This is a genomic window from Mesorhizobium sp. M1273, from assembly GCF_040318195.1.
GTDB lineage: Bacteria > Pseudomonadota > Alphaproteobacteria > Rhizobiales > Rhizobiaceae > Mesorhizobium.
In genome coordinates, this window is the sequence record NZ_JAMYLV010000006.1 from 45854 (window position 1) to 68981 (window position 23128).

Sequence of the window (23128 nt, forward strand, 5' to 3'; positions counted from 1 at the left end):
CTGCACGCCGGCAACAAGGATTCCTGACCCTCTCCTGCGGCGTTATACGGTTTTCGCGATTTTCTTATAACTCCCGCTTGCGTCCCTTGAGGTCATGCCGCTATAAGAGAACCGCATTTTTCTTATAACCGGAGCCGCCTGACATGAAGACGGTCGACCTCGTTTACCGCACGATGTATGCGGAACTCGTCCAGCGATCCTTGGACGCAGTCTTCGAAACGGATTTCCCTACGACGGGCAATCTCGTCAAGGTGCCCGTCAAGGGCAAGGTATACTGGTATTTCGAGGAAACGCAGCCGACGAAGACGCGACGGTATGTCGGGCCTGACAGCGATCCCGAGATTGCAAAACGCGTCGAATCCTTCCGTCAGATCAAGGACGACCTCCGCGCCCGCAGGAAGCTGGTATCCACGCTCGTGCGCGAGGCAGGGCTGACAGAACCCGAAAGGTTCACCGGGGATGTCGTCGAGGCGCTGGGGAAGGCTGGCATCTTCCGCTTGCGCGGCGTCCTGGTCGGCACAGTCGCCTTTCAGTCCTACGCGGGCTATCTGGGCGTGAAGCTGCCCGGTGCAGCGTTGCAGACGGGCGATGCAGACTTCGCCCTATTCCATTCCGTGTCGGCCGCGGTCGAGGACAGCCTGCCGCCCATCCTCGAAATCTTGAGGGAGATCGACCCAACCTTCAGGGAAATCCCTTACAGATCAGATCCCGGACACGCGACGCAATTCGAGAACGCAGTCCGATACAAGGTCGAGTTCCTTACACCGAACACGGGCAGCGATGACTACGCCGATCATGCAACCTCGATGCCGTCTTTGGGCGGTGCATCCGCGCAGCCTCTTCGGTTTCTCGATTTCCTGATCCACGAACCAATCAGAACTGTGCTGCTGCATCGATCGGGAGTGCCTGTCGTGGTACCGTCGCCCGGACGATATGCGGTTCACAAGCTGATCGTTGCCTCGCGCCGACAGAACAACGCAAACGGCGTGGGCAAGCGGGAAAAGGATGTCCACCAGGCAGCACTTCTGGTCGAGGCACTGGAAGCTACCCGTCGCCAGGACGATCTCGCCATCGCGTTTTCGGAAGCGTGGGACAGGGGGAAACATTGGCGTGAAGCGATACAAAAAGGACTTGGCTTGATTCCCCAGAAACAGCGTGGCGACATCGAGGCGACGATCGTCAACGCACTTTCAGGAATCGGCGAGGAACTGGAAGGATTCAGCGGCTCATCTGCGAAAACAAAGCACGGAGACTAAACGGCAGCAACGGGTGTGGAGGGTAACCTTCTGCCAGCCGTCGCCGAGGCGTTTGTTTTCAGGTTTCAAAATCGACTTTGCCTATTCAGCTCTGCGATCGGACCTGCTTGACGGCAGCCTCGAGCGACCGTTCAAACGCGTCGATCACCTGGTCGACCTGCGGCTCCGTGATGATCAGCGGCGGGCAGAAGGCCAGCGCGTCGCCCATATTGCGCGAGATGACGCCGTTCTGCTGCATAAAACCGTTGACGAGCCCGCCCAGCGCGCCGGCCGTCTCCCACGGCGTCTTGTTCGCCTTGTCGCTGACCAGCTCGACCGCCGCGATCAGGCCGACGCCGCGCACCTCGCCGACAAGCGGGTGCGAAGCGAGCGTGCGCAGCCGCTTCTGCATATGCGCGCCGACCGCACGCGCATTGCCGACAAGGTCGCGCTCCTCGATCAGCTTCAGGTTCTCGAGCGCGACCGCTGCCGCAACGGGATGGCCGCCGCCGGTGAAACCGTGGCCGAAGGTGCCGATACGGTTGCTTTCGTCGGCGATCGGCTCGAATACCTTGTCATTGATCAGCAGGGCTGAGATCGGCAGGTAGGACGAAGAGATCTGTTTCGATAACACCATGATGTCGGGCCTGATGCCGAAGGTCTGCGAGCCGAACATCTCACCTGTTCGGCCAAAGCCGCAGATCACCTCGTCGGCGACGAGCAGGATGTCGTACTTCGACAGGATCGCCTGTATCTTCTCCCAGTAGCCCGCCGGCGGTACGATGACGCCGCCGGCGCCCATGATCGGTTCGCCGAAAAAGGCGGCGATGGTTTCCGGTCCTTCGGCGAGGATCAGCTTTTCCAGTTCGTCGGCAAGCCGCGTCGAAAACAGCTCCTCGCTTTCACCCGGCAGCGCCTCGCGCCAATGGTGCGGCGTCGAGGTATACAGCACATTGGCAATCGGCAGGTCAAAGGAAGTGTGGTTGTTGGGCAGTCCGGTCAGGCTTGCCGAGGCGATGGTGACGCCGTGATAGCCCTTCTTGCGGCTGATGATCTTCTTGCGCGCCGGCTGGCCGAGCGCATTCGCGTTGGCCTCGGAGCCGGAATTGGTGAAATACGCCTTGCTCATCGGCACCGGCGCCATCTGCACCAGTCTCTCGGCGAGATCGATCAGCGGCGAATGCGATTTGGAGCCGAAATCGTGATAGTAAGGCAGCTTCGACATTTGCCGTACTGCCGCATCGACCAGCCGCTTCTCCGAAAAGCCGACCGCGACGCTCCAGAGCCCCGCCATCGCCTCGATATAGCGGTTGCCGGCAAGGTCCTCGACATAGATGCCGTCGCCCTTCTCGATGACGAGCGGCCCCGACTCCTGATGCTTGCGCGCATTCGTATAGCCATGCATGTGAAAGCTTATGTCGCGGGCTTCGGGTGAATTCGGTCGTGCGTCCATGACGGCTCCTGATGCTGACGCGGAACAATCCTGCCGCCGGTCCGGCTCGGCAGGTCCCCGTGCGTTATGCCGTTTGATGCATCTTTCTCGAACGGTATAGTGTCAAGCGCTTTCGGCAGGGCCAGCGGATGGATGGACGCATGCAGAACTTCGGCTTGACCTAACCGTGGACCATGTCGACTGCATTGTCGCTGGCGCCGGCGTTGTTGGCCTGGCGATCACGCGAGAGATGGCGCAGCGCGGCATCGATACGCTGGTCCTGGAAGCCGAGAACGCTATCGGCACCGGGACAAGCTCGCGCAATTCCGAGGTCATCCATGCCGGCCTCCACTATCCGGTTGGATCGCTGAAAGCCCAGTTCTGCGTGGCCGGCCGGGAAAGACTCTATCGCTATTGCGAGGAGCGGGCGGTCCCACACGCGCGCTGCGGCAAGCTCATCGTTGCCACAAGTGCCGAACAGGAGCCGGTGCTCGCCTCAATCCGGGCCAATGCACGCGCTTGCGGCGCCGGCGACCTGTTGCGCTTGAGCGAAGCCGAGGCGCATACGCTGGAGCCCAGCCTTAAGTGCACGGCGGCGCTGCTGTCGCCCGCCACCGGCATCATCGACAGCCATGCCCTGATGCTCGCCCTGTTGGGCGACGCCGAGGAGCACGGGGCGGCACTTAGTCTCAACACGCGCATCGCCTCCGGCCGCATCGAAGCAGGCCGCGTCGTGCTCGAGACGGTGGACGCTGCCGGCGGCGAGCGCTTCGAGATCGCCACTCCGCGTTTCGTCAATGCCGCCGGGCTTGGCGCCGCAGCACTTGCCGGTTCGCTTGAAGGGCTCAATCAGCAATTCGTGCCAAAGCTCCATTATGCCAAGGGCAATTATTTTTCGGTGGCCGGACGGGCGCCGTTCTCGCGATTGGTCTATCCGGTGCCCGAACCCGGCGGGCTCGGTGTTCATCTGACACTCGACCTTGATGGCGTCGCCCGCTTCGGGCCGGACGTCGAATGGACCGATCAACTCGACTACCGCGTCGACCCGGCTCGTGGCGAGCGATTCTACAGCGAGATCCGCAAATACTGGCCGGACCTGGCCGATGGCAGCCTGCAACCCGCTTACAGCGGCATCCGGCCAAAACTGTCCGGTCCCGGTGAGGCCAATGCCGACTTCGTCGTCCAGGACGTGGCGGTGCACGGCGTGGATAGCCTGGTCAACCTGTTCGGCATCGAAAGCCCCGGCCTGACCTCCTGCCTGACGATTGCCGACCACGTCGCGCAGTGCCTCGCGCCGAAGTTGTAGCGTGCGGCGCCCCGCGCCGCGATCTGCACTGTATCAAGGCGCATTGCGTGAACTTTCAGACGCAAGTCGCCTATGAGGCACATCGCGCACTTGCAGCCCGCTCCGCGCTCTGATTCCCTGCATTCTGGGGCTGTCCTGATTCGCACTGCCCGGTTCAGAGTTTTCGCAGTGCGCCCGGGACAAGCTTCCAGCGACCACTCGGCGTATCCAGGGAGAACGGCAATGAACACCGCGACGAGGCCGGTAATCTCGGAGATGAGGCCCAAGATCACCGTCGTCGGGGTCGGCGGCGGCGGCGGCAACGCCGTCAACAACATGATCGCCGAAGGCCTGCAGGGCGCGGAATTCATCGTCGCCAACACCGATGCCCAGGCCCTTGCCATGTCGAAGGCAACGAGGCTGATCCAGTTGGGCGCTCATATCACCGAAGGTCTCGGCGCCGGGTCCCTGCCCGAGGTCGGCCGTGCCGCGGCCGTGGAATCCATCGACGAGATCATGGATCACCTTGCTGGAACGCACATGTGCTTCGTGACCGCCGGCATGGGAGGCGGAACCGGCACTGGTGCCGCGCCTGTTATAGCACAGGCAGCGCGGGCAGCCGGAATACTGACCGTTGCCGTCGTCACCAAGCCATTCGTCTTCGAAGGCAGGCGCCGCATGTACGCTGCCGATGAGGGCATCGAGCGCCTGCGCGAAAGCGCCGATACCGTCATCGTCATTCCCAACCAGAATCTGTTCAGGATCGCCGACGCCAGAACCACGTTCGCCGACGCCTTTGCCATGGCCGACCGGGTCCTCTATGCGGGTGTCGGCTGCATCACCGATCTGATCGTCAAGGAAGGCCTGATCAATCTCGACTTCGCCGATGTGAAGTCGGTGATGCGCGACATGGGCCGCGCCATGATGGGAACCGGCGAAGCCGCCGGAGAAGGCCGCGCCAAGAAGGCAGCGGAAGCGGCAATCGCCAACCCGCTGCTCGACGAAGCTTCGATGATGGGCGCCAAGGGCGTCCTTGTCTCGATATCGGGCGGCATGGACATGACGCTGTTCGAGGTCGACGAAGCCGCTACCCGCATCCGCGAGGAGGTCGACAACGATGCCGACATCATCGTCGGCGCCATCTTCGACAAGGCACTCGCCGGAAAATTCAGGGTATCGGTCGTGGCGACCGGCTTGCGGCGTGGCCTGGAGATTCCACTGCTTGCCGAACCGGAAGTTCGCATGAACTGAACAGCGTTATCGCGTGCGGTTCGCTCAGCTGATTGCCAGCCTCGCGTCACCACGGCCGCGCGCCGTCGATCACTTCCATGGCGCGTGCAGCAAAACGGCCGGCCAGCGGTGCCACGTCGGCCGCATCGGCCGCAACCGCGCTGCCGGCCAGCACGCGGTCGGCGATGCCGACGAAGATCACGGCAAAGCGGAACATGGCAAACACCAGATGGAACCGCTGGAGCGGCGCCGTCGGCACGGCGTGGGCGAAGTAATGATCGAGGAATTCGCGCTGTGTCGGAATCCCGAGGGCTGCCTGATCAAGGCCGAGGATGCCGCCATATTCGTCCGATGAGGAATGCCAGGGCATCGAGCAGAAGCCGAGATCAGCAAGCGGATGGCCGAGGGTCGATAACTCCCAGTCGAGTATGCCGATCACCTCGGGCCGCTCGGGATGGAAGATGAGATTGCCGAGACGGAAATCGCCATGCGCGATCGAAACGTGGCCGTCATCTGGCGGAAGATGTCGCGGCAGCCATTCGGCGACGGCTTCGAGCGCGGCAATGCGCTCACTCGGCGATTCCCGCAACTGTCTGGTCCAGCGCGCGATCTGTCGCTCAAAATAGTTCCCGGGACGGCCATAGTCGCCGAGCCCAACCTCTTCCGGCCGGACTGCGTGCAGCTTTGCCAGCGCCTCGGCCATGCCGAAATAGATGCCGCGCCGCTCGTCCGGCGCCAGTCCCGGCAACGCGCCATCGTGGAACACCCGGCCGTCGAGCCGCTGCATCAGATAGAACGGCGTGCCGAGCGGCTCGTCGCCGTCGTGATAGAGCACCGGCCGCGGCACCGGCACCTTTGTCGATGCTAGCGCCTCGATCACCCGGTACTCGCGATCGACCGCATGAGCGCCGCGCAGGATCGGTCCCGGAGGTTTCTTGCGCAGAACCATGCGGCGGCCGCCATAGTCGACGAAATAGGTCGGGTTGGATTGGCCGCCGACGATCCGCTCAAGCGACATTTGGCCATCGCCAAAATGCGCTCTCAGAAAATCCTCCAGGCGTACCGGATCGAAATCCATCCTCATTGCCGGCTCAGCGGTTCCCGCCGCGACCTGTTTCGTCTTGTCTGCCGGCTTCGACATGCCAGCGCCAGAAGCCCGCACCTTCCTCGTTGAGAAAGCGGTTGAGCACCATCTTGTGGACCTCGTCGGCGCCGTCGACCAGGCGAGCCTGGCGGGCGTAGCGGTAAATCCATTCGAGTACAGTGTCTTTCGAATAGCCGCGGGCGCCGTTGATCTGGATCGCCACGTCGGCGGCGTCATGCAGCACGTTGGCGACCTGGATCTTGGCCATGGAGACCTCCTTGCGGGCAAAGCCGCCGCGATCGAGCTCCCAGGCCGCCTTCATCACCAGCAGCCGCCCGATCTCGATGCGCATGGCAAGGTCGCCGAGCATCAGCTGGATACTCTCACGGTCGGCCAAAAGCTGCCCGAAACCGCTACGCTCGGCGGCATAGGCGCGCGCGATCTCGATGCAGCGCTTGGCAAGGCCGAGCCAACGCATGCAATGGGAGAGCCGCGCCGGACCGAGCCGGACCTGGGTAACCATGAGGCCGCTGCCTTCGCCGGCAAGCACATCCTCGACCGGAACTTCAAGACCGTCGAATTCCAGCTCGCAATGGCCGCCATGTTCTTCCGGTCCCATGATCTCGATGCGCCGCACGATCCGCCAGCCCGGCTGGTCCTTGTGGAACAGCAAGGCCGAAAGGCCGTGACGCGGATCGTCCGAAGTGCGCGCTATGAGAATGAAGTGGCTCGCCTCTTGCGCGCCGGTGATGAACCATTTGCGGCCTTTGACGACATATCTGTCGCCGCGCCGTTCGGCTCTGGTCATGATCATCGACGGGTCGGAGCCGCCGCCCGGATGCGGTTCCGTCATTGCGAAAGCCGAACGCACCTTGCCCTCGACGATCGGCTTCAGCCATCTTTGCTTCTGCTCCGGCGTTCCCAGTCGCTCCAGCACCATCATGTTGCCATCGTCGGGGGCCGCGGAATTGAACACGACCGGACCGAAGATCGAGCGGTTCATCTCTTCATAGCAGACGGCCATATCCACCTTGGAAAGGCCGGCCCCGCCGGTCTCGGGTTTGAGCTGCAGGCACCACAGGCCGGCTGCTTTCGCCTTGCCCCGCAGCGTTTCAAGCAGCGGCAGCGCGATATTGCCATGGCCGTCATAGCAAGCCTTGTCAGCCTCGAGCGGCAGGATTTCGCGCTCGACGAAATCGGCGATCCGGCTGCGGAAGGCCTCGGTTCGGACGGAAATGTCGAAATTCATGGCGCTCACAAGGATGAAACGAAACCCGCCATCGGCTCCGATGGTCGCGCCGGTAGTGTAACTGCCGTCGTTGAATGCGAGCAACAGCAGTTCGCCGGCCGTTCCTTGCGCACGTTCAAAGCGCCGGTTCGATATGCATCGATGCCGGCGTGCTGCCGATGGCGGTCGAATTCCAGGAGTACTCAGGCTTCGTATGGCTAACGTCCGCGACAATGCTCAGATCAATTCGAGGACAGCGCAGCCATAGCCGTCCAGCGTCAACACTCGGGAGACGGGTCCTTCGCTATCGAGCAGGTTGCTGCCGAAGGGAACGCCGGTTACCGTAACGGGCGTGTCTTTGACGTTTTGCACAAACAGCAGCCGGCGTTCGTCATTCTCGCGCATCGTGACCTCGACGCCGTCCGGCAGATCCGGAACCAGAGGCTCCACATTCGCATCCACGAAAGTGCGCGTAGCGAGTTGAGCTGTCAGCTCCGGGGTTAGATAAGTGCCGACATAGAGCACACGGCCCTTGCCGACGGCGCGGGAGGTAATTGCAGGCGTTCCCGCCGCGTAGCGGTTCGACCAAACCCCTACAATTTCGACTTCCGGTTCGACTGCGAGGTTCTCATAGAAATAACCGGCATCGAACTCGTGGTTTCCGACGGTGAAACGACGGATACGGCGGCTGGATTCGGCCGGTCTGTCGGGAGGAATGACGAGCCCGCCGGAGCGCGACATGGTATTGAACAGGCCATTGGCCCCAGGTGCCGCCAGCCGCCCGAAATCCTCGACGCGAACGCCGGTCAACTTCGACAGCGACCGGCCCGGCGCTGTCTCGCGGATGACGTGGTTGTTTTCGTCGCGGGTTCCCGTGCGCGCGCCGATGATGACGGTACCGCCATTTTCGGCAAAGACTTGCAGCCGCTCGGTCCAGCTGTCCTTCCAGATCACCCAATGCGGCACGTAGAACACCTTGAGCTTCGACAGATCGTCTTCCGGGTGGATGAAGCCGCAGGCGATGCCGCGGTCATAGCAATACTGATGCAGCAAGATTGCATCATCCTGCGGACTTGGCAGGCCGATGGGGAAGGTCTTGTGGGCTTCCTGATTGTCGAAGTCCGAGCCGGCGATGCCGACATCCATCCGCACATGGGTGCCCAGGATCTTGTCTTTAAGCGCCGTCATCTCGGTGGCGAACTGCCTGGCTTCGTCATAGCGGCGGCGAGCGACATCATCATGGTCTATGATGCCCATCCAGTATATCTCGGCGCCGAAATGTGCGGGACGCCAGCGGAAGAACATGATCCCATCGGCGCCACGCGCAACCGACGACATCGCCATGCGTCGCATTTCGCCCGGCTCCGGCGTCAGCGTGCAGAAGCCCGGCTGGGCGCCAAAACCCGACTGTTGTTCCGGCACTATGTAGTTGCCGGAAAATCCCCTGCAGATGTCGAGATGCAGCGCCTGGATCTTGGCGTGATTGCCGAGGCGAAAGAACTCGTCATAGAGGAACGGATAGATGTCGTAGCCGACGAAGTCGAGATCGGTGGAGAATTGGCCGCGAAAGTCGATGTCACGCAATCCGCCGAGATTGTGGAAGATGAACCAACTGGCATTCGCTTTTCTCAGGATCTCGACCTGGTCGTGCTGGAACCGTGCTGTCGAAAAGGCGAGAAAACGGTGGTAGTCCTGGAGGTGACCGGGACCGGGAAAGGACGGGGAAAAATCCAGCGGGAAGACAATTTCGCGGAAATCGCCGTAAGCCGTCGCCCAGAAATCGCCACCCCAGGCGAAGTTCAGCCTGTCTATCGTCTGGTAGGTTTCCTGGAGGTAAGCCTGGAATTCCTTCAATGCCGACGGCGAATAGGATTCCGGCATGCTGGTGTTGAGTTCATTGTCGGTCTGCCAGCCGATGACATTTGCGTTGTCGCGGTAGTGGTCCGCCATCGCCCTGGTAATCTTGCGGCTGTAGTCGCGAAACACCGGGCTGCTGGTGTCGGCATACTGGCGCGAGCCGTGGCCCATCGACCGGCCATTTCCATCAAGCCGCAGGATTTCCGGATGTTTTGCCGTCAGCCAGCGCGGCGGGGTGGCGGTCGGCGTGCACAGGATCGTGTTGACGCCGTGACGCGCGAGGCGCTCGATTGCCCGGTCGAACAGGTCGAAATCGAAGGTGCCTTCACGCGGTTCGAAAATGTGCCAGGCGAATTCGCCGAGGCGGGCGACGTTGAAGCCGGCCTCGGCCATGCGCCGGGCGTCGTTGTCCCAGTAACTCTCGTCCACATGTTCGGGATAGTGCGGCGCGCCGACCAGAAAGCGGTCGGTCTGGATCGTGCGCCAGACCGACAGGGCGCGGCCTCTTGAAGTCTTGTTCACGAAGGATACTCCTGCAGATCAGTCGGTGATGGTGGATTTGCGGGCACTGATTGTCCGCTCATCGACAGAGGAAAAGAGATAGACGTCACGCGGCTCGACCTTGAAGCCGACGGTCGCGTCGGCAGCGACGGCACTCGCATGGCCGATCTGGACGGTGACGTTGCCGCTGCCGCTTTCGGAACTGACGCATTGCAGCGGGCCCGCGTCGGCATAGAGGATGGTCTCGCGGCCGAGATGCTCGACCAGCCGCACCCGTCCTGCAAAACTCGCTGTCCCTTCCGCGGCCAAGCTGATGCTCTCCGGCCGAATCCCCATCGTCACCCTATCGCCGACCTGTACGGATGCCGCTTCCGTCAGTTCGACAGTCAAAGGAGAAAGACCGGCGGTCGACAGCGTGGCGGCACCGCCGGAGACAGCGGCGACGGTCACTTCGAAAAAATTCATCCGGGGTGCGCCGAGGAAGCCCGCGACGAAGAGATTGGCCGGATTGCGGTAGAGTTCGAGCGGAGCGCCCACCTGCTCGACCGAGCCGCGATTGAGCACGACGATACGGCTCGCCATTGTCATCGCCTCGGTCTGGTCGTGCGTGACATAGACCATGGTGGCGCCGAGCCTGGCGTGCAGATCGGAAAGCTCGACGCGCATCTGCGTGCGCAGCGCTGCGTCGAGGTTGGACAATGGTTCGTCGAACAGGAACACGTCGGGCGAGCGGGTTATCGCACGGCCGATCGCCACTCGCTGACGCTGGCCGCCGGAAAGCTGTTTCGGCCGCTTGTCGAGCTGGTCGGTAATGCGAAGGATCTTGGCGGCTCGCAGCACGGCGGCATCGATCTCGGCCTTGGGGCGATGCGCCATGCGCAGGCCGAAACCCATGTTCTCGGCGACGGTCATATGCGGGTAAAGCGCATAGGACTGGAAGACCATGGCAATGCCGCGCTCACCCGGCTCGGTGGTGGTGACATCACGGCCGTTGATCAGAATCTTACCGGTCGAGACGGTTTCAAGCCCGGCGATGATCTTCAACAGCGTTGACTTGCCACAGCCGGACGGCCCGACGGTGACAATGAACTCGCCCTGTTCGACGCTGAGATCGATGCCGCGCAGCGCGTGGTAGCTGCCATAATTCTTTTGTATCTGCCGGAGTTCAAGACTGGTCATGGAGCCCTGCTTGCGAAATCAGTTTCGGATCGGGTGGGCGACGCCTTGAAGTCATGGTCGCTCATCCCTTGACCGCTCCCATGGTGAGGCCGGTGATGAAGTGCTTCTGCATTAGGAAGAACATGGCAACCGGCGGCAAAGCCACGACGATGGTGCCAGCCGAGATCAGGTTCCAGGCCGAGACCCATTCGCCGCGCAGGTTGGCGAGGCCGGCGGTTACCGGTTTGACGGTATCGCTGATGGTCAGCACGACCGCCCAGAAATAATCGTTCCAGATAAAGGTGAAGAGCAGGATGGCCAGCGCCGCGAGAGCCGGCCGCACCAATGGGACCACGACATGTACCAATGTCTGAAACGGCGTCGCGCCCTCGGCCCTGGCGGCCTGAAACAGTTCTCCCGGCAAGGCGGCGATGAAGTTCCGCATGAACAGTGTCGCAAACCCGGTCTGGAAAGCGATATGGAAGATGATCAGGGCCGCCATCGTGTCGTAGAGGTTGAGCCGCACCATGAGATCGCGCACCGGGATCATCATGATCTGGTGCGGCAGGAAGTTTCCGCCGACGAACAGGGCGAAGACGAGCATATTGCCGCGAAACCGGTAACGGGCGAGCACGAACCCGGCGAGCGTGCTCAAGATGAGAACGCCCATCACCGAGGGGATTGTGATCGTCAGGCTGTTGAGGAAGTAGCGGGCCATGGGCGTCTGGGTGAAGACCGCCGTGTAGTTGTCGACCAGGCCGAATTGGGTCGGCCAGCCCCACAGATTGCCGCCCATGACATCCTGTGTAGAGCGGAACGAGGTAAGGATGATGGCAAAGAGCGGCGCCAGCCAGACAATCAGGATGCCGACCACCAGCACGACATAGAGGCCACGCTGCCAAATAGCAGTCTCGGGAATCGGGCGGGGAAACATCAGCCGCCTCTTTCATCGGCGCGGATCATCCGCGTCAGGTACCAGGCGATGAAGACCGCCATGATCACGAACAGCACCGAGGCAATGGCCGCGCCATAGCCGAAGCGGTAGGAAAATATGGACTGCTCGAACATCTGATAGGCAAGCACCTCGGACGAACCGAAGGGGCCGCCGCTGGTCATCACCGAGACCATGTCGAAGGAACGCAGTGCGCCGACAACAGTGACGGCGATGGCGATAAAGGTGACCTGCGTCAGCTGCGGCAACACGATGTGGCGCAGCATGTTCCAGCCCCTGGCGCCGTCGACCCGCCCGGCGCCGATCAGGTCCTCGCTGAGATTGTTGAGGCCGGCGAGATAGAGCACCATGCAGAAGGCGATCTGCGGCCACAACGCTGCGATCACGACGGCGAAGGTGACGAAGTTTTCATCCGACAGCACTGCCGGGGCGGTCGCGCCGAAGGTGCGGAAGATCAGGGCGAGAAGTCCGAATTCCGGCGTATAGACCCAGGTGAAGACAACGCCGACGGCAACCGAAGCCAGCACCAGCGGAATGAAGAACAGCGATTTGAGCAGGCGCATGCCGCGGATTTTCTGGTTGACGAGCAGCGCGATGGCGAGGCCGAGCGGCGGCGCCAGCATGAACATCACCAACCAGATCAGATTGTTCTTCAGCGAAACATAGAACTGCGGGTCGGCGAACAGTTCGCGGTAGTTGCCGAGGCCGATCCAGACCATCGGGCTGAAGCCGTCCCATTCGTGCAGGCTGATCCACAGGCTCTCGACCGCAGATGCCAGAATGACGACGGAAAACAGCACAGCGGCTGGCAGGATCAGAAGTGTCGGTGTCAGCCACCAGCGATGGCGGCGCCAAAGCTTCGTCATTTTGGGAGACCTCATTCACGGAAAGCATCAGGGAGCAGAGTACGAACCCCGCTCCCCTCCGCTGGGAGGCGCTAGATCTTGAAGATCCGGCGACGGGTTCCCTCGAGACGCTGAAGAATGGCGTCCCGGCGCTCCGGCTTGGCCATGAATTCCTGGAAGCCGACCAGGCCGGCCTGGGCCATGTCGGGATCGGTGTCACGGTCGTAATATTGCGACGTGCCGGCCACCGTCTTCAGGCTTTCCACAGCCGCGTTGACCAGCGGGTCCTTGCTGGCCGGAAGGTCGTTGCGCGGCGGAACGTTGCCGCCGGGTTCCAGATAAGGGCCGAAATTTTCCGGCTGGTAGAAGAACGCGAGGAACTCGCGGGCACCCGCCTTGTTCTTGGCGTTGGCCGGGATGTGGACCGAATTGACCGAGAATTCTTCGTAGCGGTCGAGGGCGCCGTCAATCTTCGGGAAAGGGGCGAATGTCAGCTGCTCGAGATCCTGCTCAGGGAAAGTAGCTTTCACGAAGGCACCGAGGTTCATCATGCCGGCCTTCTTCTGGGCGAGGAAGGCGCCGGCCTCCTGCCAGCCGAACGACGTCTGATCCGGTGTGAAGAAACCCTGCTTGATCAGCTCTTCCCAGTGGTCGAAAACAGGCGTCAGCGCCGGGTCGGTGTAAGCCATCTTGCCGTTCATCAAGGCAAAGTGCTTGTCGAGACCGTTGATCCGCAGGTTCATCTGGTCGAACCATCCGGCCGCCGGCCAGAGTTCCTTGGTGCCGATGCTGACGGGAATAAGGCCGGCAGCCTTGGACTTCTGGCCGTAAGCGAGGAATTCGTCCCAGGTCGCCGGCACCGTCAGTCCGTGCTCGGCAAAGACGTCCTTGCGATAGAACATGCCCCACATCGTTCCGCCGGTCGGCAGGCCATACTGCTTGCCGTCGACAGTGACGGCACCGGTCGTGGCACCCAGCACGTCCTTGTACTTTTCCTTCTCGAACAGATCCGAAATGTCGTCGAATAGGCCGCGGGTGACGAAGGCGCGCATACGGTTTCCAGAGAACCAGAAGCAGACATCCGGCGCGCCGGCGACAAGGTAGTTGCGGATCGCGGTCTTGTGGGCCTCGTGATCCATATTGTTGATCACAACCTTGGTGCCGGACTGCTTCTCGAAGTCGGCCGCGATGCGCCGCAAGATCCGCAGGGCATCGGCATTGTTTTCGTCTGAAATGATGGTGACTTCGCTCGACTGGCTGAGTGCCGGCATCGGGAAGCCCGCGAGGGCTCCAGCGGAAATGCCCCCAGCTCCCTTCAGGAAATTGCGCCGCGTCGACGGCTTTTCAATCCACTTGAACGTCATTGTTACTCCTCCCGTGTTGTCAATTCTCTACTGGCGCACCGGCCGGCGCGGTTGTTCTTCTCAACGGCACGGCTCACCTCCCGGGCAAGGGAATATGCTTGCCCGCTCCTTCAGAGCGCGGTGACATTGCTAACCGGATTAATTTCGCTGACCCCCGGTTCGGGTGTTGAACAGTCGGGCAAACTTATGCATATGTTTTCTCGAGAGGCAATAATTAATTTACAAAATTAAGAAAGCGGATCCGTGAAGCTCAAGGGTGACCCGAGCACGACTCGGGCGATGAACCGCAGACTGATCCTCAATCTCTTGCGGCAGGAAGGAGCGCGCAGCCGGGCCGACATAGCGTCAGTTACCGGCCTTAGTCCGGCAGCGGTCACCTTCGTCGTGGCCGACCTCATCGAGGATGGCCTGCTGATCGAAGGCAAGACAGTCGTGGGCTCGGCTGGGCGCCGCCCTATCCCGGTGGATATCAACTATGCCAACGGCCTTGCCTTAGGTTTCAAGCTGATGGTCGGATCGGTCGAATGCGTGGTCACCGATCTTGCGACCAATCCGCTGGGCTCTCTGCGCGTCAAGCTCTCGGACAGCGATCCCGACCACATCATAGCGACCTTGGCCAAGGCGGTACCGGAGCTGATTTCCATTGTCGATCGGCCCGCTGCCAAGCTTGCCGGGATCGGCATTTCAATGCCTGGCGTCATAGACAACCAGAAGGCTGTGTGTATCCGCAGCAATCGCTACAACTGGGACAACGTTCCCCTTGGCCCGATGCTGGCCGAACTGGTAGACGTCCCCGTGTGGCTTGAGGACGACACCAATGCCTATGCCATTGCCCAGCAACTCTTCGGCCTGGGACGCCAGCACCGCAATATGGCTGTGCTGGCGATCGGCGTCGGAATCGGCTGCGCGCTCGTCTTCGACGGCAAACTCTATCGCGGCGCGAACGGTGCCGCCGGCAAGTTCGGCCACACCTCATATGAGGAGAACGGCCGCCTTTGCGAGTGCGGAAAGCGCGGCTGCTTGATGGCCTATTACGCCGAGCCGGCGATCCTGCGCACCTGGCGCGAAGCCACGGGGCACAACGAAACGGATAGCAAAGTCAGCCTTATGGCAGCCTTGGCAGACCGCGAACCGCGAGCCGTCGCCATTCTCGAGGAAGCGGGACATGGCATCGGCCGGCATCTCGCCAATCTTGTCAACATCACCGACCCGGAGGTCATTGTCGTCGGTGGTGAAGCCGTGTCGTTTGGCGATGCGCTGTTTGGCCCAATGCGGCTGACGCTTGGGAAAAATACCTTTCGCGCGGCACCACCAATGCTGCTGGACTGGGAGGACAATTCCTGGGCAAGAGGGGCGGCTGCACTCGTGACGCAGAAGCTCTTTGATTTCGAAACATCTGCCGGCAACGCCGCTCCGCTTTCAAAGCCGGCCCTATGGTCGGCATAGGCGAGTGAAATAGACAGCCCTGCGCCTTAGGCCGCTCGAACGCTGCGCGCTCCACGCGCCCAGGCCGGCAGCCAATCGCCATGCGCAACCAGCAAATCATCGACCAGCGACCATATCTGGTCGAGGTCGAGCTCGGCCGCCGTGTGCGGGTCCATCATCGCCGCGTGATAGATGTGCTCGCGGTTCTCGGTCATCAGCGCCTGGACCGTCAGCTCCTGGACGTTGATATTGGTGCGGATCAGCGCGGTGAGCTGCACCGGCAGGTCGCCAATGAACGTGGGTTGAATGCCGGAGGCATCGACGAGGCATGGCACCTCGGCCGCGCAATTATACGGCAATGACGTGATGCAGCCATTGTTGCGGACGTTGCCGTAGATCACCGACGGCTCGCCGGTCCAGACCGAGTTCATGATCGAAGACGCATATTCCTTCGACTGCTCCACTTCGATCTTGTCAGCCGAGCGATAGGCTTCCGCTTGCCCCTTCCAGCGTTCGATCTGCTCGATGCAGCGCTTCGGGTATTCGTCGAGCGGGATACCGAATTTCTCGATCAGATCCTCGCGCCCGTCCTTGATGAAATAGGGCGTGTATTCCGCGAAATGTTCGGAGCTCTCGGTGACGAAGTAACCGAGGCGCTTCAGCATCTCGTAGCGCACCTTGTTCGGGCAGCGCGGATTCCATCCCGGCTTCGGCGCCCGCCCTTCGCTGTAGGCGCGCAGCAGATCCGGATAGAGATTACGGTAGGAGCCGTCCGGCTGGCGATGCTCGAACTTCAGGTAGAAGGCCATGTGATTGATGCCGGCCGAGCGGTAGCGAATCTCCTCGTAGGGAATATCGAGATCATGCGCCAGTTCCATCGCCGTACCTTGCACCGAATGGCAGAGGCCGACCTGCTTGATGTCGGGGTATTTCTCCGCGATCGCCCAGGTGTTGATCGCCATCGGGTTGACATATTGCAGCATGATCGCCTGCGGGCAGACCGCGAGCATGTCCTCGCAGATCTTCCAGAGATGCGGCACGGTTCTCAAGCCTCGCATGATGCCGCCAACACCGAGCGTATCGGCGATGGTCTGGCGCAGCCCGTATTTCTTCGGAACTTCGAAATCGGTTACCGTGCAGGGCTCGTAGCCGCCGATCTGGAAGGCGACGACGACGAAATCGGCGCCCGCCAGCGCCTTGCGCTGGTCCGAATAGGTTTCGGCTTTGGCCTTTACGCCAAGCGTCGAGATCAGCTTGCCGACGACGATTGCGCTTTCCTCGAGCCGTTGCGGATTGATGTCCATCAGCGCGATCGTCGAGCCGGATAAAGCCGGACGCTGCAATATGTCGCCGACGATGTTCCTCATGAACACCGTCGAGCCAGCTCCGATGAAAGCGACCTTGGGATTTCTTGCCACAACAACCTCCGGCATAAGCAATTAGGCTACCTCGAAAGCGGCTTTGACCAGCCGTTCGGTGTAAGCGGTCTTGGGATGGGACAGGACTTCGTCGACCGGCCCCTCTTCGACGATCTTGCCGTGCTGCATGACGATGACGCGGTGGCACAGCGCCCGCACGACCTTGAGGTCGTGCGAGATGAAGATGTAGCTCAGGCCCCGTTCGCGCTGCAGCTTGCGCAGCAATTCGATGATCTGCGCCTGGACCGAGAGATCCAGCGCCGATGTTGGCTCGTCGAGTACGATGAATTCCGGTTCGAGCGCGACGGCGCGGGCAATCGCAATACGCTGGCGCTGGCCGCCGGAAAACTCGTGCGGGAAGCGCGAGAGGATATCGCCGGGCATGCCGGCGCTGATCAGCGCCTCGCGCACGCGCTCGATCCGATCGTTCCTGGTGGCGCCCATGCGGTTGACGACCAGCCCTTCCTCGATGATCTGGCCGATCGTCATGCGCGGGTTGAGCGACGAGAACGGATCCTGGAAGACGACCTGCATGCGCGACCGCAACGGCCGCATCTGCGCGCGCGAACAGCCATGGATCGGCTGGCCATCGAAATAGATCTCGCCGCTGTCCGTGGTGTTGAGCCTGAGCAACGCCTCGCCGAAGGTGGTCTTGCCCGATCCGGATTCGCCAACGAGACCCAGCGTCTCGTGCCGTCGAAGGGTCAGGCTGAGGCTGTCGACGGCAACGAGTTCGCGCAGGTCCGGCCTCATGAACGTGCCATGCCGTAGCATGAAGGAGACGCGCACATTCCTAGCTTCAAGAATAACGTCGGCGCTTTCCGGCAACGGATTGGCCTGGCCGCGCGGCTCGGAGGCAAGCAGGTGACAGGTGTAGGGATGCTGCGGATTGGCGAACAGCTTCTCCGTCACATTGTGCTCGCGCATCTCCCCATGCTGCATGACGTAGACATAGTCGGAGAACTGCCGCACCACGGTCAGGTCGTGCGTGATCAGGATCACCGCCATGCGCAGTTTCTTCTGCAGGTTTCGGATGAGATTGAGGATCTGCGCCTGAACCGTGACGTCGAGCGCCGTCGTCGGCTCATCGGCGATCAGCACATCGGGATCGTTGGCCAGCGCCATGGCGATCATCACACGCTGGCGTTGGCCGCCGGAAAGCTGGTGCGGGTATTGTTTCAGCCGCGCCTGGGGCTCAGGAATCTGTACCTGCTGCAGCAGCTCGAGCGCTCTTGCTTCGGCCTGCCTGCGGCTCATCTTGCGATGCACCCGTATCGCCTCGACGATCTGGCTTCCGATCGTGTAGATCGGGTTAAGCGAACTCATCGGCTCCTGAAAGATCATCGAGATGCGGTCGCCGCGCAGTTTGCGCCGCGCACGCTCGGAAAATTTCAGGATGTTGGCCCCGTTGTATTCGACAGTCGATTTCGGCGACACGACTGCGCGCTTCGACAACAGTCCCATGACGGTGCGCGCCGTCACCGACTTGCCCGATCCCGACTCGCCGACAATGGCGATCGTCTCGCCGCGATAGAGCTGGAAGGAGATGTCCTTGACGGCTTCGATCATGCCGTGTTCGACCTTGAAATCGACGGCGATGTTGCGGGCATCAATGACCGGGTTTTCCGAACGGCCGTCATGGTCGAGCCGGACAGGCGGTGCGAAGGATTTGACGAGCGCGTGTTGCATCATCTCATGCTCAATAAGGATCGACCGCATCGCGCAGTCCATCGCCAAGCGCGTTGAACGCGAAGACGGTGACAAGCACGAAGCCGACCGGTGAGAGGATCCAGGGATAGGTGCCGATGACCGAATACGTCGCGGTGTCTTGCAGCATCAGGCCCCAGGAGATCAGCGGCGGCTTCACCGCGAAGCCGAGAAAACCGAGGAAGGATTCGAGCAGAACCACGCTGGGGATTGCCAACGTGACCGCAACGATCACGTGGCTCATCACGTTTGGAAAAATGTGTTGCATGATGATGCGGCTATCTGTGGCGCCGACCGCCATCGCCGCACGAACGTAATCAATCCGCGCCAGTGCCAGGGTCTTGCCGCGCACTTCGCGCGACATCTGCGCCCAGCCGAGTGCCGACATGACAACGATCACGAAGGCCAGGAAGACATTCGTCGGCGCCGTCACCGGAACCAGCGAGGTCAGCGCCAGATAAAGCGGCAATTGCGGAAACGCGAGCACCAGTTCGACGAAGCGCTGGACCCAGACGTCGAATGTGCCGCCGAAATAGCCCGACACCATGCCGACCGTCGTGCCGATCACGGTGACGATGAAGACCACGGTCAATGCGATCATCAACGAGATGCGCGAACCATAGATCGCACGAGCCAGCACATCGCGACCGAATTTGTCGGTGCCAAAGAAGTGCACCGGCTGGCCGTCGGTCGAGCCGAAGAAGTGCCGGTTCGCGGGAAGCAGGCCGAGCAGTCTGTACTCCGCTCCCTTGACGAAGAAGCCGAGCAGCCGCGGATGGTCGTAGTCCGGCCCGACGACGGGTTGGAAGGTGACCGGGTCGAGGTCTTCCGAATCCGCCAGGGCATAGACGCGTGGCTGGAAGACGAAGTTGCCGTCCTTGTCATGGAAGCTCATCATCTGCGGCGGGGCGAAGCCGACATCGGTCACCTTGGGATCCATCGGTGCGAAGAAGTCGGCAAACACCGCCAGCAGCACCAGAAACGCGACCAGGATGAGCCCGGCCATGCCGGTCCAGGACCGTTTCAGGCGGCGCCAGACGAGTGCGATGTAACTCTCATTGCCGCGCGGCTTGATCTTGGCCGGTTCCTCGGCAAGTGGCGGCAGCGAGGGCTCGAAAGCAAGCATCTCAGGACCCTGCATATTGGCGCACACGCGGATCGAGCATGACGAGCAGCATGTCGGCGATGATGTTGCCGACGATCAGCGTCGCCGACAGCACCATCATGAATGTCGCCGTGACATAGACGTCGCCGACCGCCATCGAGCCAACGATCGCCGGGCCGACGGTCGGCAGGGCAAAGATGATCGCGGTCTCGATCTCGCCGGTCAGCATATAGGGCAGCACGACGCCCTGATACATGACCAGCGGATGCAGCGCATTGGGCACCGCATGGCGCATCACGACCGCACCGCCGCTAAGGCCCTTGGCGCGAGCGGTTTCGACATATTGCGCGTTCAGCGTGTCGAGCAGATTGCCGCGCATCACCCGCATGTTGTAGGCGAGCCCGCCGAAGGTGGCGATGGCGACAACCGGCCAGACATGCCGGACGAGATCGACGAACTTCGCCCAGGACCACGGCGCCCCGCCAAATTGCGGCGAAAAGAAGCTGCCGATCTCGGAAACGTTGAACTGGAAGACCAGCAGATAGACGATGATCAGCGCCATCAGGAAGCGCGGCACCGTCATGCCGAGGAAGGAAATCGCTGACAGCGTACTGTCGATCCAGCTGTACTGCCTGGTCGCCGCCCATATGCCGAAGGTGATACCGAGGACCGAGGCCAGCAGATGGCACACCAGCGCCAGCAGCAGCGTGCGCGGCAGCCGCTCGCCCACCACATCGGCCACCGGCTTGTTGTAATAGAGGCTGTAGCCGAAATCGCCGCGGGTGATGATGCCGCCGATCCAGTTGAAATACTGGACGGGCAGCGGCTTATCGAGACCGTGTTCTATCCGATAGGCCTTGGCCTGCGCGTCGGCCTCGGCGAATGAGGCCCCGCCCTGATTGATCAACTGCGAGCGGATGTAGTCGGCATAGTCGCCCGGCGGCGCCTGGATGATGGCGAAGGTGACCAGGCTCAGAATGGCGAGGACCGGGATCGCCGACGCTATGCGCGTGAGCAGGAATCGCAACATCGGTCGGTCCGCTTCCTTGTCTGGCCGGTCGCTCTCTTTGAGCGTACGGAGGTTTGCTTTGTCCGGCCGCGCCAACTGGCGCGGCCGGAGTTCTCAGTCAGGGGAGGTAAACCTAGTTCATCGGGCCCTTGTCTCCGGGCTTGCCGGGAAGCTCTTCGGGGAACAGCTCGTACTTGGCCTGCTTGTCGGCAGCGACAAAGACCCGCTCGCGGACGATCGAATCCTCGGCCCAGTTGAACATGAAGATCGGCGTGCCCTGCGGGATGTTGGAGAAGCGTTTGTTGATGATCAGCGCGCCGGGATATTCCGTCAGGCCGACATTGTAGACGTGCTCGGTCGAGATCTTCTGGAACTTTCTCATCAGGCTGGCGCGCTCGTCATTGTCCGCGGACGAGACAAACTTGTTGACGATGTCGACGAGGTCCTTCTCGAAAGGCATCATATCGACCTCGCCGTTTTCCGGCGCACGATGGTCCCAGCTGGTTCGTGGACCGACCGGGGCCAGCTGATCGGTATTCTGGACGACGGAAGTCAGCTCCTGATCGTTGCGCCGTACCAGCCAGTCGAAGCGGCCGGAGTATTGCGAGGCATCGCGCTGGGTGCCGTTGAGTCCGTTCAGCACGATCCGCAGCCCTAGCTTTTCCATCTGGGCGACGACACCTTCGGCAAGGCTCTTGTCGGTGGTGTAGTCGTTGTTGACGAGCATCACGATCTCGACATTCTTGCCGCCGGCGGTACCTGCAGGAAAATTGACGAAGCCGTCGCCATCCGTGTCCTTCAGGCCTGCCTTGGCGAGTTCCGCCTTAGCGCCTTCGAGATCGAAGGGGTAGTAGACCGTCGACTTCCGGTCGTAGAAGCTCGTGCCCGAGGATAAGCCGCCCGGATAGATGGCAGTGAACGGACCCTTGACCAGCGAGTCGCCGAGCGCCTTGCGGTTGAGCGCCATGGTGACGCCTTTGCGGAAGTCCTCGTTGCGGTTCAGCTCGCGTATCGCCTGTCCGCGCTCGTCGGGGTTGCCCCAGCCATTGGCTGAGAAATTCATGCGCAGATTATAGCCGATCAGCCGCGCGCCGAACGCAAGCCGTGCCGGTGCGTCTTTTTGCGCCGCGCGCTTCAGCGAGGCGACGAAGTTCTCTGGCTGCTCCAGATTGGAGAAGTCGCCCGCCCCCGATACCGCCTGAACGTCGCGGTCGGCCCAGGTCGACAATTTGTAGTGCAGTTCATTGAGATACGGCAGCTGGTTGCCCTTCTCGTCGACCTTCCAATAGTACGGATTGCGACGCATGACGATGATGTCGTCGGGGCGGTATGCCACCGGCACCCAGGCACCCATCACCGGCATGTTCATATATTCCGGCGGGAACGCGTTCTTGAACTGCTCGTAGGTGTTCTTCGAATATTTCGGATGCTGCGGCTTGAGGATATGCGACGGGCCCGGACAAAAGGTGCCGTAAGCCATGGCGTAAAGGTATTGTTTCGGAAAGGCGTCCTTGAACGTCCACTCGACGGTGTAGTCGTCGATTTTCTTCAACGTCGTGCCGACGCCGAAGGTCTCCTGCGTCGCGCCGTTCAGCGGCGACACATTGGGGTCGATCACCTCGTCGTCCCAGTAGAACATCACATCGTCGGCGTTGAACGGAACGCCGTCCGACCATTTGGCGCCTTCGACCAGATGCATCGTCAGCGTGTGGCCGTCCTTCGACCAGTCCCAGCTCTTGGCGAGGTTCGGCAGCGGCTCCGTGTCCTTGGCCTCGACCTGGAACAGCGGCGCGGTGCGCGTCAGGCATTCGGAAAGGCCGATGTCGATACCGCCCCAGCCTTGCGTCTGGCCGGCGCCGTAGTTCCAGCCCTCCGGCCGGCCGCCGATGACATGACGCATCGTATCACCGTAGACACCGACGCCGTCCGGCATATTGCCGGTCTTGAAGACCAGCGGCTCCTTCGGCAGCCGGTCCTTGACCGGCGGCAGCTTGCCTGCCTTGACGTATTTGTCGGTGACCCAATCGGGTTCGTGGTATTCCGGAAGTGCCTTGAACTCCAGGATGGAGTCGCGCGCGACGTATTTGATCTTTCCCTCGGCGGGAAATTGCGCAGGCACCGGCGGCACGGTCGGCTCGGATGCATACGCGTTCAGCGCCGAGGCCGAGACGCTAAGCGCCAGCCCGGCGAGAATGCCAATGTTTCGAAAATTCCTCATCGTCTCTCCTCCCTGTTGTTCAGGAGCGCGTTGACGCCGCTCCATTTCTCCTCGAACGAATGTACAGACGGGTGC

At 61.6% G+C, this 23128-nt stretch carries 17 protein-coding genes; 4 read left to right on the plus strand and 13 right to left on the minus strand.

Annotation, left to right across the window (positions count from 1 at the left end; translation table 11 throughout):
• Positions 1 to 143 precede the first annotated feature (143 nt).
• Positions 144 to 1256 carry a nucleotidyltransferase family protein gene (locus NKH30_RS09090; protein ID WP_352541679.1) on the plus strand — a complete coding sequence of 371 codons (1113 nt, stop codon included), beginning with the start codon at positions 144 to 146 and terminating at the stop codon, positions 1254 to 1256.
• Between the two features lie 85 nt (positions 1257 to 1341).
• Here NKH30_RS09090 and NKH30_RS09095 read toward each other — a convergent pair whose 3' ends face one another.
• The gene (locus NKH30_RS09095; protein ID WP_352994947.1) at positions 1342 to 2688 is read right to left on the minus strand and encodes an aspartate aminotransferase family protein; all 1347 of its coding nucleotides are present in this window, start codon (positions 2686 to 2688) and stop codon (positions 1342 to 1344) included.
• 166 nt (positions 2689 to 2854) lie between these two features.
• Between NKH30_RS09095 and NKH30_RS09100 the strand changes: the two genes are divergently transcribed.
• Together NKH30_RS09100 and ftsZ are read left to right on the plus strand one after the other, a co-directional pair.
• A complete protein-coding gene (locus NKH30_RS09100; protein ID WP_352817273.1) occupies positions 2855 to 3973 on the plus strand; it encodes an NAD(P)/FAD-dependent oxidoreductase in 1119 nt (372 codons plus the stop codon).
• A 222-nt stretch (positions 3974 to 4195) separates the two neighbouring features.
• Complete coding sequence (gene ftsZ / locus NKH30_RS09105) at positions 4196 to 5203, plus strand: cell division protein FtsZ (RefSeq protein ID WP_023677189.1); 1008 nt, start codon at positions 4196 to 4198, stop codon at positions 5201 to 5203.
• A 46-nt stretch (positions 5204 to 5249) separates the two neighbouring features.
• On the opposite strand, the gene NKH30_RS09110 is transcribed toward ftsZ, so the two are convergent.
• From NKH30_RS09110 to NKH30_RS09140, 7 genes are all read right to left on the minus strand, one after another.
• Positions 5250 to 6266: a phosphotransferase family protein gene (locus NKH30_RS09110; protein WP_352501437.1), complete on the minus strand. Its 1017-nt coding sequence runs from the start codon at positions 6264 to 6266 to the stop codon at positions 5250 to 5252.
• A gap of 7 nt (positions 6267 to 6273) precedes the next feature.
• A complete protein-coding gene (locus NKH30_RS09115; protein ID WP_352995111.1) occupies positions 6274 to 7515 on the minus strand; it encodes an acyl-CoA dehydrogenase family protein in 1242 nt (413 codons plus the stop codon).
• Positions 7516 to 7731: 216 nt separating this feature from the next.
• A complete protein-coding gene (locus NKH30_RS09120) occupies positions 7732 to 9873 on the minus strand; it encodes a beta-galactosidase (protein WP_352994950.1) in 2142 nt (713 codons plus the stop codon).
• A gap of 18 nt (positions 9874 to 9891) precedes the next feature.
• Positions 9892 to 11031, minus strand: coding sequence for an ABC transporter ATP-binding protein (locus NKH30_RS09125; protein WP_352473208.1), 1140 nt, complete (start codon positions 11029 to 11031; stop codon positions 9892 to 9894).
• Between the two features lie 61 nt (positions 11032 to 11092).
• Positions 11093 to 11944 (minus strand): carbohydrate ABC transporter permease, encoded by an 852-nt coding sequence (locus tag NKH30_RS09130; RefSeq protein WP_352452362.1) that lies wholly within the window; start codon positions 11942 to 11944, stop codon positions 11093 to 11095.
• Positions 11944 to 12828 (minus strand): carbohydrate ABC transporter permease, encoded by an 885-nt coding sequence (locus NKH30_RS09135; RefSeq protein ID WP_023677182.1) that lies wholly within the window; start codon positions 12826 to 12828, stop codon positions 11944 to 11946. The genes NKH30_RS09130 and NKH30_RS09135 overlap by 1 nt, the downstream gene beginning before the upstream one ends.
• A 71-nt stretch (positions 12829 to 12899) precedes the next feature.
• The gene (locus tag NKH30_RS09140; protein WP_352473206.1) at positions 12900 to 14171 is read right to left on the minus strand and encodes an ABC transporter substrate-binding protein; all 1272 of its coding nucleotides are present in this window, start codon (positions 14169 to 14171) and stop codon (positions 12900 to 12902) included.
• 243 nt (positions 14172 to 14414) lie between these two features.
• On the opposite strand from NKH30_RS09140, the gene NKH30_RS09145 reads away from it, so the two are divergent.
• Positions 14415 to 15617, plus strand: a complete 1203-nt coding sequence (locus tag NKH30_RS09145) for an ROK family transcriptional regulator (RefSeq protein ID WP_352541686.1) — start codon at positions 14415 to 14417, stop codon at positions 15615 to 15617.
• A 26-nt stretch (positions 15618 to 15643) separates the two neighbouring features.
• On the opposite strand, the gene NKH30_RS09150 is transcribed toward NKH30_RS09145, so the two are convergent.
• From NKH30_RS09150 to NKH30_RS09170, 5 genes are all read right to left on the minus strand, one after another.
• Positions 15644 to 17014 carry an alpha-glucosidase/alpha-galactosidase gene (locus tag NKH30_RS09150; protein WP_031211901.1) on the minus strand — a complete coding sequence of 457 codons (1371 nt, stop codon included), beginning with the start codon at positions 17012 to 17014 and terminating at the stop codon, positions 15644 to 15646.
• A 21-nt stretch (positions 17015 to 17035) separates the two neighbouring features.
• The gene (locus tag NKH30_RS09155) at positions 17036 to 18703 is read right to left on the minus strand and encodes an ABC transporter ATP-binding protein (protein ID WP_352541732.1); all 1668 of its coding nucleotides are present in this window, start codon (positions 18701 to 18703) and stop codon (positions 17036 to 17038) included.
• A gap of 10 nt (positions 18704 to 18713) precedes the next feature.
• The gene (locus NKH30_RS09160) at positions 18714 to 19847 is read right to left on the minus strand and encodes an ABC transporter permease (protein ID WP_352541687.1); all 1134 of its coding nucleotides are present in this window, start codon (positions 19845 to 19847) and stop codon (positions 18714 to 18716) included.
• Between the two features lies 1 nt (position 19848).
• Positions 19849 to 20856, minus strand: coding sequence for an ABC transporter permease (locus NKH30_RS09165; protein ID WP_352452370.1), 1008 nt, complete (start codon positions 20854 to 20856; stop codon positions 19849 to 19851).
• A gap of 112 nt (positions 20857 to 20968) precedes the next feature.
• Positions 20969 to 23053, minus strand: coding sequence for an ABC transporter substrate-binding protein (locus NKH30_RS09170; protein ID WP_352541688.1), 2085 nt, complete (start codon positions 23051 to 23053; stop codon positions 20969 to 20971).
• Between the last annotated feature and the right edge of the window lie 75 nt (positions 23054 to 23128).

Excerpts from the sequence above, each read along its gene's own strand:
- NKH30_RS09155 (WP_352541732.1), bottom strand. The coding sequence starts at position 18,703 with ATGCAACACGCGCTCGTCAAATCCTTCGCACCGCCTGTCCGGCTCGAC.
- NKH30_RS09115 (WP_352995111.1), bottom strand. The coding sequence starts at position 7,515 with ATGAATTTCGACATTTCCGTCCGAACCGAGGCCTTCCGCAGCCGGATC.
- NKH30_RS09095 (WP_352994947.1), bottom strand. The coding sequence starts at position 2,688 with ATGGACGCACGACCGAATTCACCCGAAGCCCGCGACATAAGCTTTCAC.
- NKH30_RS09130 (WP_352452362.1), bottom strand. The coding sequence starts at position 11,944 with ATGTTTCCCCGCCCGATTCCCGAGACTGCTATTTGGCAGCGTGGCCTC.
- NKH30_RS09165 (WP_352452370.1), bottom strand. The coding sequence starts at position 20,856 with ATGTTGCGATTCCTGCTCACGCGCATAGCGTCGGCGATCCCGGTCCTC.
- NKH30_RS09090 (WP_352541679.1), top strand. The coding sequence starts at position 144 with ATGAAGACGGTCGACCTCGTTTACCGCACGATGTATGCGGAACTCGTC.
- NKH30_RS09160 (WP_352541687.1), bottom strand. The coding sequence starts at position 19,847 with ATGCTTGCTTTCGAGCCCTCGCTGCCGCCACTTGCCGAGGAACCGGCC.
- NKH30_RS09140 (WP_352473206.1), bottom strand. The coding sequence starts at position 14,171 with ATGACGTTCAAGTGGATTGAAAAGCCGTCGACGCGGCGCAATTTCCTG.
- NKH30_RS09135 (WP_023677182.1), bottom strand. The coding sequence starts at position 12,828 with ATGACGAAGCTTTGGCGCCGCCATCGCTGGTGGCTGACACCGACACTT.
- NKH30_RS09125 (WP_352473208.1), bottom strand. The coding sequence starts at position 11,031 with ATGACCAGTCTTGAACTCCGGCAGATACAAAAGAATTATGGCAGCTAC.
- NKH30_RS09170 (WP_352541688.1), bottom strand. The coding sequence starts at position 23,053 with ATGAGGAATTTTCGAAACATTGGCATTCTCGCCGGGCTGGCGCTTAGC.
- ftsZ (WP_023677189.1), top strand. The coding sequence starts at position 4,196 with ATGAACACCGCGACGAGGCCGGTAATCTCGGAGATGAGGCCCAAGATC.
- NKH30_RS09110 (WP_352501437.1), bottom strand. The coding sequence starts at position 6,266 with ATGAGGATGGATTTCGATCCGGTACGCCTGGAGGATTTTCTGAGAGCG.